This window comes from Kribbella caucasensis (assembly GCF_004361855.1).
GTDB classification, from domain to species: Bacteria; Actinomycetota; Actinomycetes; order Propionibacteriales; family Kribbellaceae; genus Kribbella; species Kribbella caucasensis.
Window position 1 is genome coordinate 482389 of record NZ_SNWQ01000001.1, and the last position, 14119, is coordinate 496507.

Annotated in this window: 18 protein-coding genes; 12 read left to right on the forward strand and 6 right to left on the reverse strand. The window is 67.2% G+C overall.

The genetic code is table 11. The features are described 5' to 3' along the window. Positions 1-43 precede the first annotated feature (43 nt). Positions 44-1960 (forward strand): penicillin-binding transpeptidase domain-containing protein, encoded by a 1917-nt coding sequence (locus tag EV643_RS02245; protein WP_238165297.1) that lies wholly within the window; start codon positions 44-46, stop codon positions 1958-1960. 15 nt (positions 1961-1975) lie between these two features. On the opposite strand, the gene EV643_RS02250 is transcribed toward EV643_RS02245, so the two are convergent. After that, positions 1976-3691, reverse strand: coding sequence for an AAA family ATPase (locus EV643_RS02250; RefSeq protein WP_133798230.1), 1716 nt, complete (start codon positions 3689-3691; stop codon positions 1976-1978). A 108-nt stretch (positions 3692-3799) separates the two neighbouring features. Between EV643_RS02250 and EV643_RS02255 the strand changes: the two genes are divergently transcribed. Both EV643_RS02255 and EV643_RS02260 read left to right on the forward strand, forming a co-directional pair. Then, positions 3800-4207, forward strand: coding sequence for a nuclear transport factor 2 family protein (locus EV643_RS02255; protein ID WP_133798231.1), 408 nt, complete (start codon positions 3800-3802; stop codon positions 4205-4207). 109 nt (positions 4208-4316) lie between these two features. Next, positions 4317-4652, forward strand: coding sequence for a TFIIB-type zinc ribbon-containing protein (locus tag EV643_RS02260; RefSeq protein WP_133798232.1), 336 nt, complete (start codon positions 4317-4319; stop codon positions 4650-4652). A 9-nt stretch (positions 4653-4661) separates the two neighbouring features. On the opposite strand, the gene EV643_RS02265 is transcribed toward EV643_RS02260, so the two are convergent. Then, positions 4662-5075, reverse strand: a complete 414-nt coding sequence (locus tag EV643_RS02265; protein ID WP_133798233.1) for a PaaI family thioesterase — start codon at positions 5073-5075, stop codon at positions 4662-4664. An 84-nt stretch (positions 5076-5159) separates the two neighbouring features. On the opposite strand from EV643_RS02265, the gene EV643_RS02270 reads away from it, so the two are divergent. From EV643_RS02270 to EV643_RS43975, 3 genes are all read left to right on the forward strand, one after another. Next, complete coding sequence (locus tag EV643_RS02270) at positions 5160-6260, forward strand: DNA polymerase IV (RefSeq protein ID WP_133798234.1); 1101 nt, start codon at positions 5160-5162, stop codon at positions 6258-6260. A gap of 365 nt (positions 6261-6625) precedes the next feature. Next, entirely contained in the window at positions 6626-8074 is a 1449-nt protein-coding gene (locus EV643_RS02275; RefSeq protein WP_202869350.1) for a selenium-binding protein SBP56-related protein, read from the forward strand. Positions 8075-8444: 370 nt separating this feature from the next. Next, positions 8445-8597 carry a hypothetical protein gene (locus EV643_RS43975; protein WP_166665283.1) on the forward strand — a complete coding sequence of 51 codons (153 nt, stop codon included), beginning with the start codon at positions 8445-8447 and terminating at the stop codon, positions 8595-8597. Between the two features lie 319 nt (positions 8598-8916). Here the strand turns inward: EV643_RS43975 and EV643_RS02280 are convergent, their stop codons facing one another. Continuing rightward, positions 8917-9204, reverse strand: a complete 288-nt coding sequence (locus tag EV643_RS02280; RefSeq protein WP_133798235.1) for a hypothetical protein — start codon at positions 9202-9204, stop codon at positions 8917-8919. Positions 9205-9449: 245 nt separating this feature from the next. Here EV643_RS02280 and EV643_RS02285 point away from each other — a divergent pair, with 245 nt between their 5' ends. The 4 genes from EV643_RS02285 to EV643_RS02295 all read left to right on the forward strand — a co-directional run bounded on the left by EV643_RS02285 (position 9450) and on the right by EV643_RS02295 (position 11830). Beyond that, entirely contained in the window at positions 9450-9839 is a 390-nt protein-coding gene (locus EV643_RS02285) for a hypothetical protein (RefSeq protein WP_133798236.1), read from the forward strand. Positions 9840-10074: 235 nt separating this feature from the next. Further along, on the forward strand, positions 10075-10233 hold the full coding sequence (locus tag EV643_RS43980; protein WP_166665284.1) for a hypothetical protein: 159 nt from the start codon (positions 10075-10077) through the stop codon (positions 10231-10233). Positions 10234-10555: 322 nt separating this feature from the next. Then, positions 10556-11065, forward strand: coding sequence for a DinB family protein (locus EV643_RS02290; RefSeq protein WP_133798237.1), 510 nt, complete (start codon positions 10556-10558; stop codon positions 11063-11065). Between the two features lie 234 nt (positions 11066-11299). Next, positions 11300-11830, forward strand: a complete 531-nt coding sequence (locus tag EV643_RS02295) for a hypothetical protein (protein WP_133798238.1) — start codon at positions 11300-11302, stop codon at positions 11828-11830. Between the two features lie 64 nt (positions 11831-11894). Here the strand turns inward: EV643_RS02295 and EV643_RS02300 are convergent, their stop codons facing one another. After that, on the reverse strand, positions 11895-12269 hold the full coding sequence (locus EV643_RS02300; protein WP_133798239.1) for a hypothetical protein: 375 nt from the start codon (positions 12267-12269) through the stop codon (positions 11895-11897). Between the two features lie 118 nt (positions 12270-12387). Between EV643_RS02300 and EV643_RS02305 the strand changes: the two genes are divergently transcribed. After that, positions 12388-12987, forward strand: coding sequence for a VOC family protein (locus EV643_RS02305; protein ID WP_202869351.1), 600 nt, complete (start codon positions 12388-12390; stop codon positions 12985-12987). Continuing rightward, the gene (locus EV643_RS46360; RefSeq protein ID WP_255512917.1) at positions 12944-13120 is read left to right on the forward strand and encodes a VOC family protein; all 177 of its coding nucleotides are present in this window, start codon (positions 12944-12946) and stop codon (positions 13118-13120) included. Before EV643_RS02305 ends, EV643_RS46360 begins: the two co-directional genes overlap by 44 nt. A 147-nt stretch (positions 13121-13267) precedes the next feature. On the opposite strand, the gene EV643_RS02310 is transcribed toward EV643_RS46360, so the two are convergent. After that, positions 13268-13579 (reverse strand): SMI1/KNR4 family protein, encoded by a 312-nt coding sequence (locus tag EV643_RS02310; protein ID WP_133798240.1) that lies wholly within the window; start codon positions 13577-13579, stop codon positions 13268-13270. Positions 13580-13589: 10 nt separating this feature from the next. Next, a complete protein-coding gene (locus tag EV643_RS02315; protein WP_166665285.1) occupies positions 13590-14009 on the reverse strand; it encodes an alpha-isopropylmalate synthase regulatory domain-containing protein in 420 nt (139 codons plus the stop codon). Positions 14010-14119 lie beyond the last annotated feature (110 nt).

Below are 14119 nucleotides of genomic sequence, written 5' to 3' on the forward strand. Positions count from 1 at the left end.
ACGCCGAGACTGTTCGGGATGTCAAAACCGTCACCGTGCGAGAGTGGAGACCGTGAAGCGTACTGCCGCCATTGTCAGTCTGAGTGCCCTCCTGATCACCGCCGGTTGTTCCGACAGCACGCCGGACAGCGGTGGGAAGACGGACCCCAACGACGAGAAGCAGGCATCCGCCGCAGTGGTCAAGGCGTTCGCGGCCGGCTGGGTGAAGGCCTGGGCGCCGGACGGCAAGCCCACCGAGGCCGCCGCCCTGACCGATGCCCCGGCCACCTTCGGCCCCCGGCTGGACGACGTCGACAGCGCCCTGGTCGCGCAGTCCGTCGCCGTTACACCACAGGGTGAGCCGAACTGCACAGACGGTTCCAACTGCACGCAGGAGCTCGCGGTGGAAGCGGTTCTGCGCGGCATCGGCACGATGAAGTGGACCAGTACGGCGACCGCCGTGAAGACCGGTGACGCCTGGAAGATCAAGGCATCTGGCGACACCATCTACCCGGGTCTCGGCGACGCGAACTACCTCAAGCGCGTCCGCACGTTGCCGGCCCGCGCCTCGATCCTCGACCGCACGGGCAAACCGCTGACGTCGAACCGGCCGGTCGTGATCATCGGTGTCGCATCGGGTAACAAGGCCACCGCGGCGACGTACGCGGCCTTCACGAAGTACCTCGACGTCGACGGCACCAAGCTGTGGAACCGGGCCAAGTCGTCGCCGGCCGGCCAGTTCGTCGACGCGATCACGATCCGGGCCGAGGAGTGGGACACGCTCCGGCCGAAGTTCGCCAACCTGCCCGGTGTACTGACGATGGGCGGCACGCAGTCGCTGCCGGAGAGTTCGACGTTCGGCCGGTCGGTGATCGGCACGATGAAGACGGCGACCGCGGAGACGCTGAAGAACGCCGGTCCGACCGCATCCACCCAGGACCAGGTCGGCACCACCGGCCTGCAGTACTCGTACCAGCAGCAGCTCGCCGGCACCCCCGGCGGCACCGTCACCCTCCGCGACGGCAAGACCAAGATGGCGATCAAGGAGGTCTTCAAGCAGGAGGGCAAGGCCGGTACGCCGGTCCGGACCACGCTCGACACCAACCTCCAGCGGTACGCCGAGGCCGCGCTCGCGACCAGCAAACTGCCCGCGTCCCTGGTGGCGGTCCAGGCGTCGACCGGGCAGATCCTGGCCGCCGCGAACGGGCCGACCGCGACGAACTACAACCGCGCCTTCCAGGGCCACTACGCGCCGGGCTCGACGATGAAGGTCGTCACCTCGGCCGCGCTGATGGGCACCGGGCTGACCGCGAGCTCGCCGCTGACCTGCTCGAACACGATCAACGTGTTCGGCAAGACGTTCAAGAACTACGACGGGCTCGCGGCGTACGGCGCCGGCACCATGGAGAAGGCGCTCAACCAGTCCTGCAACACCGCCTTCATCTCCCAGCACGGCCGGCTGCCGGCCGACGGGATGACGAAGGCGGCCGCGATGTTCGGCTTCGGCCAGGACCTGAAGCTGTCGATTCCCGCGTACGGCGGGGAGGTCCCGGCACCGAAGGACGACGTCGCCGAGGCGGCCTCGATGATCGGCCAGGGCACGGTGACGGCCAGCCCGCTGCAGATGGCGATGGTGGCCGGCACGGTCAAGAACGGCACCGCCCTGAAGCCCGTACTGGTTCCCGGCAAGGACCCGGCCGGGCCTGCCGCCGCAGCGTTGCCCCCGGCAACTGCCAACGCGCTGCGCACGATGATGCGGACGACCGTGACCGGTGGAACCGCAAAGGTCCTGGCCGCGAACGGCGCGGTGTCGGCCAAGACCGGTACCGCCGAGGTCGTCTCCAACGGCAAGGTGATCACCAACGGCTGGATGGTCGGCTATCGCGGCGACGTGGCCTTCGCCGTCATCGTCGAAGGCGGCGCCTCCGGCGCCAAGGCCGCCGGCCCGATCCTGAAGAACTTCCTCACCCGCTTCAAGTGACCGGCCGCACCGCCGTCAGAAACTCAGGATCTCCTGGATGGCGGTGCGGAGGTCGGGGCCGTCGAGGGTGACCAGGTCCAGGTCGCTGGGGACGCCGGGTGAGTGGAAGAGCCGGAGGTCGCGGTGTTTGCCGGCGGATTCCAGCACGGTGCGGATGAAGCGGGCGTTGCCGAGTTCGTCGATCCGGCCGTTGGAGCAGACCTGGTCGAGTACGGCGGTCAGGCTCAGCATCCCCGAGTCGGTCATGTGGTCGCCTCGGCTGTCGACCAGCCGGTACGCGATCTCGCGCAACTGGTCGGCGGTGTAGCGGGGGAAGTCGATCCGGGAGGAGAACCGGCTGCGCAGACCCGGGTTCGCCTCCAGGAACTCCGCCATCGGCTCCTGGTACCCGGCCACGATCACCACCAGCCGGTCCCGGTCGTCCTCCATCCGCTTCAGCAACGTGTCGATCGCCTCGGTGCCGAAGTCGTTGCCGGACTGCTTCTTCCGCAACGCGTACGCCTCGTCGATGAACAGCACGCCGTCGAGCGCGGAGTCGACCACCTCGTTCGTCTTCACGGCGGTCTGGCCGATGAACTCCGCCACCAGGCCGGACCGATCGGTCTCGACCACCGTTTCCGACGCGAGCAGCCCGAGTGCGCAGTACAGGCGGGCGACGACGCGGGCGACTGTGGTCTTGCCGGTGCCGGGTGGTCCCGCGAAGATCAGGTGGCCGCCGAGCTTGGCGGTCGGCAGGCCGCGTTCGGCGCGCATCAGCCCGGCCCGGACCTGCGCGGCGACCGCGGACACCTGGCGCTTCACGTCCTCCATGCCGACGTTGCGGTCGAGCTCGTTGAGGATGCCCTGGACCGCGCCCCAGTCCGGCTGCCGGTGCAGCGTCGGTTGCGACGGCGCGCCGCGGCGGATCACCGGCCGATCGCCCGTACGACGCTGCGCCGGGCGGGTGTCGAGCCTCAGGTCAGGGTTCGCAAGGGCTTCGGCGACCTGCCGGTGCGAGTTGTCCCGGTTGTAGACCCACTCGAACTGCCGGAGGGCCTGCTCCTCCCGGTTCGTGCCGCGGTAGACGAAACCGAGGTAGTACTCCGCGTCGACCGCGACGTACGGGTTGACCTGCTGGCCGGCCGCGGCCCGGAGTACGGTCTCGGCCTCGCTCCACTGCTCCAGCATCGCCAGCAGCATGCCTAGCCGGAGCGACGCCTCCGTCCCGAGATGCCCGTCCGACGGGATCTTGCGGAGTTCGGCGATCGCCGCGTCGAAATTCTTCCGCACCATCGCGACCGCGGCCAGCAGGAACTGGCGGCGGGTCTCCTCGATCACCTGGCCGACCGCCTCGGCGGCTCCGTCGGCGTCGTTGTCGGCGAGCCGGCGCATCGCCTCGGCGTGCCAGACGTGGTCGGTGGTCTCGAGTGGATTGGTGAACCACCAGCCGGCCCGGAAGCTCGAGCTGAGCCGGCGCTTGTCCGCGTCCCGCTCCTCGCCGAACCGGGCGATCCCGGCGACCATCTTGTCCAGCGCGGTGCCGTCGTCACCCCCGGCCGCGTGGAAACCGAGCCAAGCGTCGGTCATCCCCGGATCGAGCTCCACCGCCCGGGTGAACGTGTCGAGCGCGGCCGGCTTGTCCGGCGTACCGGCTTCCTCGCCGGTCTTGGCGAACCCGAGCTGCCGCGCACCACGCACCCACAGGCCCCGGGCCCGGCGCCGCGCAAGCAGACCCGCGGACTGCTCAGCCATACCCATTCCCTCCGTGGATCATGCCGCCAGGACCGAGGAGCATCTTCCCATCACAGAGTGTCGGGCGTAGGACGAGGACTGTCGGCGCGGCGGTCTACGGTCGGCCTCATGACTGGCACAGAGCAGACTCGGGCCGTAGTAGAGCGGTACCTCGAGACGATGACCGGGCGGGATTGGGACGCGTTCAGCACCGTCCTCGCCGAGGATGTGGTGTACGAGCTCCCGCAGACCAACGAGCGGATCACCGGGCGGGACAAGTACCTCCAGTTCAACCGGGAGTACCCGGGCGACTGGGTGCTCACCGTGACCCGGCTGCTGGTCGACGGGTCGGCCGCGGCCGCGACGATGAACTTCACCGTCGGTGACGAGGAGATGGTCGGGCTGGTCTACCTGCAGGTGAGCGACGGTCTCGTCAGCCGGGTGACCGACTTCTGGCCCGAGCCGTACGAACCGCCGGCCGGCCGGGAGCACCTGGTCGAGCGGGTGCCGTCTGAGCTGGACCGGTTCACCGGTTGATCCCAGCGCCCCGGTCAGCCGCCTGAGAGTTTCCCGCCCGGCCCCCGGCATCCCTGAGAGTTCCCTGAACACCCGGGATTCCGGCCGTTTCGTCACCTAGGGTGGTGCAATGGAGACCTTGACCTGCCCCAAGTGCCGTGGCGCGATGCGGTCCTACGAACGCAGCGGCGTCACCGTCGACCAGTGCACGGAATGCCGTGGCATCTTCCTGGATCGCGGTGAGCTGGAGAAGCTCGTCGACGCGGAGCTGGCGTTCAACGGTGGCGGTCGCCCGCAGCAACCCGTTCCGCCGCAGCAACAGCAGCCGCGGTACGAGGAGAAGCGGTACGACGACCGCCGCTACGACGACCGGCGGTATGACGACCGCAAGTACGACAACAGCTACGGCAATCAGCAGTACCACAAGAAGCGGAAGAAGTCGTTCTTCGACGAGCTGTTCGACTGATCGGCGCACTCAGCGACGCTGGGCGATCACGGTGCCTTGCGCGATCGCGCACTGGGTCGCGACGCCGGCTTCGTCCAGCACGCTGAGTTCGCACGTACAGGTCGCCTGCCGCCCGCCGGCGTGGGCGACCTTCGCCTCGGCCCGCAACACGCTGCCCACGGCGGGCCGCAGGTAACTGATCGTGAAGCCACCGGTCAGCACCGCCGGCCCAAGCGCGGACCCGCCCGCGAACGTGATCGCGTTGTCCGCCGCGTAGCTCAGCACTCCGCCGTGCAGAAACCCGTTCTGCTGCAGCAGGTCGTCGCGGAGGTCGAGCTCGAGTGTCGCGCCACCGGCACCGAACGCCGTGAGGCGGGCGCCGAGCAGAACGCTGAATGGTTGCGCTGCCAGCACCTTCTCGGCCAGCTCGAACGTGAGCTCCATCCGGTCATGGTAACGACCGGTCGGCGGCACCTTCGAGCCGTTCGGCTGTGGTACCTGTGAGGTATCAACTCCGAGGAGCCGCCGATGACCGAACCCGGCTGGTGGATCCTGCACGTCGACATGGACCAGTTCATCGCCGCGGTGGAGATCCGGCGGCGTCCCGAGCTGCGCGGCCTGCCGGTCGTGGTCGGCGGTTCGGGTGATCCGCAGCAGGCCCGTCAGGTGGTCGCGACCGCGTCGTACGAGGCGCGTCGCTTCGGGGTGCATTCGGGTATGCCGTTGCGCGCGGCGTACCGGAAGTGCCCGGATGCGGTCTTCCTGCCGTCGGACCCGGCGACGTACGAGGCGGCCTCGACCGAGGTTATGGACACGCTGCGGACGTTCCCGGTGATCGTCGAGGTCTGGGGTTGGGACGAGTGTTTCGTGGGCGCGTCGACGGATGACCCCGAGCGTCTCGCTACCGAACTGCGTGCCGCCGTCGTGGCCAGGACCGGGCTGACCTGTTCGATCGGGATCGGCGACAACAAGACGCGGGCGAAGCTGGCCACCGGGTTCGCGAAACCGGGCCCTGAGCAACAAGCCGGTGACGGCGGCAGCTATCGGCTGACGAAACAGAACTGGGCCGAGGTGATGAACCATCGGCCGGTCCGCGACCTCTGGGGGATCGGCGCCCGGATGTCACAGAACCTCGGCGAGCTCGGCCTTCACACCGTCGCCGACCTGGCGGTAGCCGACCTGGACGTGCTGAAGAAACGCTTCGGCCCGAAGATGGGCACCTGGTACCTCGCCCTCGGCCGCGGACTCGGCGACACGGAGGTGACCGACGTGCCGCGCGAACCGGTGTCCCGCAGCCACGAGATCACCTATCCGGAGGACCTCACCGAGTTCGCGGACATCCGGGAGCGGGTGCGGCAGATGGCGATCGACATGACCCGCGAGGCCGTCGCCGAGGACCGCTGGATCAACCGGGTGCACGTGAAGGTCCGCTTCATCAGCTTCTACACGCCGATCAAGAGCCGCAAACTCCCCGCCCCCACCCAGGACCCGGACGTCGTCGCCACCGCCGCCCTCACCATCCTCGACAAGTTCGAGTTCAAACGCCCAGTCCGCCTACTGGGCGTCCGCACCGAATTCGCCCCACCCCCGAATGACAGCGCCAACCCCGCACCACCCGAGCGCACCTGACGACCGGCGAACTGCAGCCGCCTCTGTGACGTGCCTACACGCCGGCTGGATCACCGCTACAGGCCGCGTCGCGGGTGCGCTGACGTACGCCGCTCCAGCTACCGGATCTGCCGAAAGTCGGATGTTCCAGCCTCTGCATGGTCATCCAGCCGCCACCCAAAGAGCAGCCCCGTCCGACCCGGCAGGGTATTTGACCCGAGAGCGGACATCAGGGCGCATGTCCGCCTGAACGCCTCGCATGAGGTATCTGGTGGGAACCGTCACCGGACGATCTTTCGGTATGCGCGGCGGTGAGCCGAGGCTGTTGCTCGTTACTCCACGGTGTTATGACGGAAGACACATCGGTCGGGGAGGAGCAGGTGACGATGAGCGAGTCATTTGGTACGCGCCATGAGGGCATGCCGTCGGAGGGGATGGACCCGACGTTTTACCGCAGTGCCGCAGAGGCCGCCGCAGCGCCGAGGGAGACGTTGGCCTACGTCGTCGCGTTTGACCGTGCGGGGGAACGCCCGGACGCGCTGACTGTCCTCGACGTCGACGAGTCGTCGGAGGATTTCGGCACTGTCGTCGGCTGGGCCGAGCTGCCGACCCGGGGGGACGAACTGCACCACTTCGGCTGGAACGCCTGCTCGAGTGCCTTGAGGCACGCCGGTCACGACCTTGGCCCCGACGGCCTGCAGCGGCGCTACCTGCTCCTGCCCGGCATACGTAGCTCACGCATCCATGTCTACGACACCCAGCCCGACCCTCGTTCCCCTCGGCTGCACAAGACGATCGACGCTGGCGAGCTGGCGGCGAAGGCCGGTTACTCACGCCCGCACACCTTGCACTGTGGCCCGGACGGGATCTTCCTGACCTGCCTCGGCGGGCCGGACGGCGCCGAAGGGCCGGGCGGGATCGCGCTGCTCGACCACACCACCTTCGACGTGCTGCGCGCCTGGGAGACCGACCGCGGACCGCAGTACCTGTCCTATGACGCCTGGTGGCACCTGAACCAGAACACGCTGGTCACGAGCGAGTGGGGCACTCCCTCGATGATCGAGGATGGCGTGGTGCCAGAACTCCTGCTCGGGCAGAAGTACGGCCATTCGCTGCATTTTTGGGACCTTGCCGAGGGCCGGCACCAGATGAGCGTCGACCTCGGCGCGGAACACCAGATGGTGCTCGAGCTGCGCCCTTCCCACGACCCTGACGCGACCTGGGGGTTTGTCGGCGTGGTGATCTCGACGGCCGACTTGTCCGCCTCGGTGTGGCGGTGGCACCGCGACGGCACGGACTGGAGGGTTGACAAGGTCATCACCATCCCGGCCGAGCCGGCGGACCCGTCCGATCTGCCGCCCGCCCTGCAGCCGTTCGGGGCGGTGCCGCCGCTGGTCAGCGACATTAACCTGTCCGTCGACGACCAGATGCTGTACGTGTCCTGCTGGGGCACCGGTGAGCTCAAGCAGTACGACGTGTCGGACCCGGCCACTCCACGGGAGGCCGGGTCGGTCCACCTCGGGGGGATCGTCCGGCGCAGCTCGCACTCATCGGCGCCCTCGGAACCACTCGTCGGCGGCCCGCAGATGGTCGAGGTCAGCCGTGACGGGCGACGGATCTACGTCACCAACTCCCTGTACGGGGCCTGGGACGACCAGTTCTACCCTGGTGGCGTAGGCAGCTGGCTGGCGAAGATCGACACGGACCCGGCGTCCGGGGGGCTCACCCTCGACGAACGCTGCTTCCCGCACGGTGATGACTTCCGCGGTCTCCGGGTGCACCAGGTGCGCCTGCAAGGAGGCGACGCCTCCTCCGACTCCTACTGCTACCGCTAACCGCGCGGCTGTGCAGGCCCGTTGGACGACCCGTTAATGAGACATGTCCACGAGGGGCGAGGGCGCGGCTGGACAGATCCCTTCCGGCTCGGGCCCGGCCGTTGTGCGGCTGGCCTTGGCAACGCCAGCACCCGCCAACCGGCGCAGCGGGCGTATCCATGCGTTGCCGGCCCCCGCCTGAACGCCCGCTCATGCCGCGGACAGCGCGGCTAGCTATCAGAGCCACCGCCAGTTTCGGTGCCACGGCGCAACGCAGACCACCATGGCCACGCCTGTCTCCGACGCCTACCGTGTAGGCATGCGAGAGGCGCCGGATGTTATGGATCCGCACTGCCCTACGTGTGGACAGCCACTCCGACACGGAGGTCACATGTTGCGCGAGAACGCAGCGTTCGTCACCGCCTCCGGCAACGCCGGCATCACGTTCGAGACGCAAGGCAGATGCGAGAACGAAGCCTGCCTCGACTTCGGTCGTGAGTTCGCGCCGGGCGAGTGGCTCCAGCCTGCCGACGGACAGGAGTGACGGGGAAACTCCGCTTCTGCCGAGATCCGCTCAGCCCGATGGCAGGTCAACGCGCTCAACTGTCCTGAGCACGGCTGGAACCAGGGTGCGGCAGGGCCTACCTGGGACCACGAGCGTTGGTCTCGCGAACGGGTCTCCCGCCTACCGTCCTCTACTCCTGCCGCTTCGGCTTTCGCCTCGGGCTCCCCTGAGAGCCTGTTGTCGGGATGAGCCGAGTGTCCCCGTCGGATGGCGCCGGCGGCCATCGATTATCCGGTTCGCCGCGATCCGCGCGCTCATGCCGATGTGCGACCGCTTCACTCACGGGCAAGCCGCACCGTCACGGACGGGCGAAGGACCAGACAGGCCGCACCGTGGTCTCGCTCGCCGTCAGATGCAGCTCGGCCAGCAGCAGACGTAGAACGTCGTCCACGTAGGACAGCCCCTCAGATTCCGTACGCCAGACTTCTGCGACGGCGAACCCATCGCCTTCGGGGTAGACCACGTGCGACATGAGTCCAGGCGGCGGCCCACCTGCCTCCGACATGGCCTGGCCCACCCGGGCGTCGAGTTCGTCGAACTGATCGCGGGTAGCAGAGGTCACCGACAGTTGCAGCAGAACGGCCATGGAACGCATTCTCGTCGATGACCGGGCCAACCGGGTAGGGGCGCAGAACGTCCGGATCTGCCGCAGAGAGGGAAGCGCGGTCATGCCGATGACAGCACGAGGGCACGCGGTGTGTTGTACAACTGGGCCACGCGCGTGGACCATGGGTGAAGAACTTCCGGCGCCCCTTGCCGTCGGGTAGCTCGGTGGTCTCCTACCGGGCCGTGGCAACGGGTCGGAGTCCCTCTCGGAGCTGGAGGCGGGGGATGACTGATTTGGTCACGCAGGCGGCGTGGGTTCTCGTTGCGGCGTTCGTGCTTTCACTGGCTTACGAGGTCTATCGCGCTACGGCGAAGGCCGGTACGTCACCCCATGACTCCGCGGCGAGTTTCGTGAAGAACAACGTCGCACTCTATGTGGTCGCCGCCCTGGTGATCGTTCTTCTGTTCAGTGGTTTCGGATGGGCACCATGGGTTGGCCTGATCTTCTCAGCGGTGGTGACTGCCGCGTCGATCCTCTACTACAACCCGAAGATCATGCTGGAGCGCGATCCCGGCATTATCGACTGGCTCGAGGATCTCGTGTTCACCAGTCTTGTCTTCCTCGCCATGGCGTTGCTCGTCTACCAGGTTCTCGGCGTGACTCTCAAGCCGTGATGAGGTGCTTGCTCGGCTGCCGCCACTGCTGGTGTTGCGGACCTGGGGACGCCCTGACATGCCGCGTTCCGAGCGCGACGATCAGTTGCCCGTGCGACGATTCCACTCGTGATCGAATCAGCCGAGGAGTTCGTCCGCCTGCGATCGAGCGACGACCCAGACGAGTACGATCGCGCGGCACATGACGAAGCCACGGTTGGGACGTGGCGCGATGTGATTGAGCAGTTACCCGGACATGCGAGTTTGGGTGGCACACAACAAGAAGGTGCCGCTGATCATCCTCGAGGAGCTCAGGCACGATCCTGACGCGCGAGTGCGGTCCATGGTCCGATGCAAGGGCACCTGGCGAAGAGCTCACCCAGACGACTACAAGCGCCTCGGCGACCCCGAGTGAGTGAGAGGCGCGGCTGCTGCGTGCGTCCGGATCTGCCGCCGATAGTGAAGCGCGACCATGCCGATGATCGGTCATGCCCCGTAGGCGCTCGCCGCGTCGGCCCAGAGTTCCTCCAGGACCTCGGTGCGCTCGGTCAGTTGATCCAGCGGCATCCAGGCGTCTTCTGCGCCCTTGAATACGCCTCGCGATTGAACTCTGCCGCAGCGGAGGCCACGTGGCCCGGCCGCGAGTGCGAGGTGCGAGCGATCGGCGTGATGACGAACGGCCTTGAGGAACTCACCGGTGACCCGAAACCCCCTCTAGGCTTGCCTAGACTGTCGGCATGACCGACGTGATGCCGATGGCGCGTTCCCGACCGATCGAGCGGGGCTCGGAGAGGGCGATGCTGGAGAGCATGCTCGACTTCTACCGTGCGACGGTGGTCAACAAAGTGGCCGGCCTGACCGACGCCCAGGCGTTCACCGCGGCGGTCTCGCCGTCCAAGCTGACGCCGGCCACCGTGGTCAAACACTTGGCCGGAACGGAGCGGTTCTGGTTCAGCATCGACTTCGCGGATCTCGACGTGACCTGGCCGTGGCCCGACGACGACCTGCACGGTAACTTCCGGATCGATCCCGGCGACACGCTGGCCACGATCGTGGCCGACTACGTCGAGGAGTGCGCGAACTCTCGACGCGCGGTCGTGGATGCCGACCTTGACGATTCTGCCCGCGGAGAGGGCATGGACTTCACGCTCCGCTACGCGATCCTTCACATGATCGAGGAGACCGCACGGCACTGCGGTCATCTCGACTTACTACGTGAGGCGACGGACGGTGCCGTCGGCATGTAATGAGCGCTACCTTCGCGCCAGCTGACTGGCCGATGGTCGGCGAGATGCGCGTAGAGATGCGAACAGTGCAGGATGCCAGTGCCACGAACGCACACAAGTAGCCGCTGTCCGCTCTCTGCGGAGACAGCCAAAGAGGATGTCTTAGGGTCATCCCGGATGTGCGGGTGGCCGGCCACCGCTACCGTCAGCGTTGCGGGCCCTTGCCTGGGAACGCAGTCGCCTGGAGGTGACCGCATGAAGATCAATCCCAAGCCTCGCGATCTTGTCCGCATCGCCCTGGCCGAATACCACCCGTTCGACGACTCCATCGAAATCGTCAAGGAGAAACAAGCGGGCAAGGACGCAGCAGTCGCCGTCGCCTTCGAGAGCATCGATGGGACTCCTCGACGTGGAATCATCGGCCTTTGCAAGCACCACGAAGGCACCTGGCAGACCTCAGGCAGCTTCATGGGCAGCGCGGGCGTCACCGGAGATCGTGACGTCTGGATGACCTGGGGCGGATGGGGGTCGGGCGATCCGCGAGAGAGGGACGTGGTGGGAGGCTGGATTGCCGACCCGGCCGCGGTCTCGGCCCGACTCGTCGACCTCACTGGGCGAGTCCTCCTCGAGGACTCCGTGGAAAACGGCGTGGCCGTGTTCATGTGGAAGGGCCAGCTCACTCTGGACCTTGTGCGGCTCGAGCTACTCGACGCAGAACAGCGGGTGCTGAGAGCTGGGCCAGTCCGGCAGAAGCGTGACGCGCTGAGGCCCCGTCCAACTTCCTGACATGCCGCCATCCGCTCGGACCTGGCGATGGTCACGAAGGGTCTAATGCAAGAGCGTGCGCCCACTATGGGCGATACAGAGTCGCGATTGCCCGCAAGTCCGAAGCTGTAGCCGAGGCGAGACGATGAAGCGATGCAACGTCGTCCTGCCATGGTTCACGTGGCGCGTTGTAGTCCGCGGCCTTCGGGTTGAGCCACCACGCGCCAGCAGGAAACTGGCCACCGAGCTCGTTCAAGTCGGCCTGCGAGAAACCCTCAACCTGTAGGCGCCGCGCTCCTGCGGCCCTTGCTCGAAACAACTCAGCAGCACGCGGATCGTCGTGCGCTGCGAAGGCATCGGCCAGCCGCTCACAGATCAGCTCGAAGTCGACTAGCTGGGCCTCACGATCCTCAGCCGTGAACACGTGCTCGACGCCGCGTGGCAGCTGCGCATCTCCCATCCGGACATTGTCCCGCAGCCAGCGCGCGGAACTCACGCACATGCCGCTGTCAGCGCGGTCATGCCGATATCAGTACGGCTGATCTTTGATGTGCCAGACTGCCGCTAGCATCGTCGGCATGGCAACGCGGCTTGTTCAAATCAACATGAAGGCTCGGGACGACTCCGCGCTAGGCGGTTTCTGGGCGGCGGCGCTCGGCTGGAGAGTCTCGAGCGAGGGACCCGGCGTGACCAACCTGGAACCCGAGGGCTTCGTCTACCCCGACCCCGTCGCCGTCTGCCTCGACCTCATCGCCTCCCCGGAACCCAAGACGGTGAAGAACCGCGTGCACGTCGACCTCGCCACCACCTCGGCGGCCCATCAGGCGGAGGTGGTCACGCGCCTGAAGGATCTCGGCGCAACACCCGCCGACGTAGGCCAGGGCGACGTCCCATGGACGGTCATGGCCGACCCAGAGGGCAACGAGTTCTGCGTGCTGGACTCGCTCTACCAAGACACCGGACCGATCGCCACGGTAGTGGTCGACTGCGCGGATCCGCGAGCCATGGCCCGCTTCTGGGGCAAGGCCATGGACTGGACCCTGCACAAGGTGACCGACCACAACGCGGTACTGCGCTCCGCCAAGGGCGTCGGCCCATATCTGCAGTTCCTCCGCACACCCAGACGTGAAGACCGTGTGGAACCGAGTCCATCTCGACCTCCGCCCATACCCAGGTGACGACCTAGAGGCAGAGGCGGCCAGACTGCGGACTCTCGGCGCCACCGCCATCGACCTAGGCCAGAGCGATGTCCCGTGGACGGTCCTCGCCGACCCGGAAGGCAACGAGTTCTGCCTCCTCGCCCCAGGCTGACCCAAACCCTCTTCATCCGCTCACTACGGCCACGAGCCCGGATTTGCGACGCGCCCTAGCCGGAATTGCCGACCAGTAATTCGGCACGTCCGGATCTGCCGCTGTCAGCGCAGCAGTCGTGCCGAGCTGATATTTCTGGCAGAGTCGTCAGACCTTGAGACGCCCCGTCATCCACTCTTCGAGAAACCGCAACACAGTAGGCGCTACCCACGTGCGGCTGTCATCCTCGTGGTTCCAGACGTAGACCTCTCGGTTACCGCGCATGACTACCGCGAACTGGTCGCCATTCCCTGCGTCGGAGAAGAAGACGAGCGGGTCGAACGGCATGTATAGCTCAGCGAAGTCAACGCTGCCACGGAACCGGGTGTTGTCCTGCGCGATTCGCTCGGCGCTCCACATCAGGCAGCGGGCGACGGAACCCGCGGCGCGGCGGCGCTCGCGCTCATCGACCACGGTCATCTCACTGGACTCAGCCTCGTGCCGGCCGCTTCGCGTTGTACTGGTTGAGGGCCGCGACGAGGGCAAGCCCGGCGGCCTCCACGACATCCGTGGACGACGCCCGGACCGCAACCCTGCGGCCCGGCAGTTCCACCTCGAGCTCGACCTCTCCGACAGCGTCGCTGCCCGGGCCGACTGAGTACGCCCGGAACGCGACTACCCGTGCCTCCACGCCCGTCGCCTGCGAGATCGAATGGCACACCGCGTCGATGAGCCCGGTGCCAGAACCCTCAGCGTGCACCTGTTCCCCAGCCCCGGAGAGCTTCACGTTGGCGCGCGGCCCGTCCTGCGTGCCCCCGGAGTACGTGATGGCGTCGAGCTGCCAGCCGGTGGACGGCTCCGTCATGCGATCCCCCTTGATGTCCAGCAAAGCCAGGGTCGGTACGGTCATCGAAAGCATATTGCGCCCGGCGCCCTAAGCCGGAGCCTAACCGGTCCGACCTGCGAACGGGCCCACAAACTGATCTCCGCCGCCGAACTCCGGCCCATCACCGTGCCGAC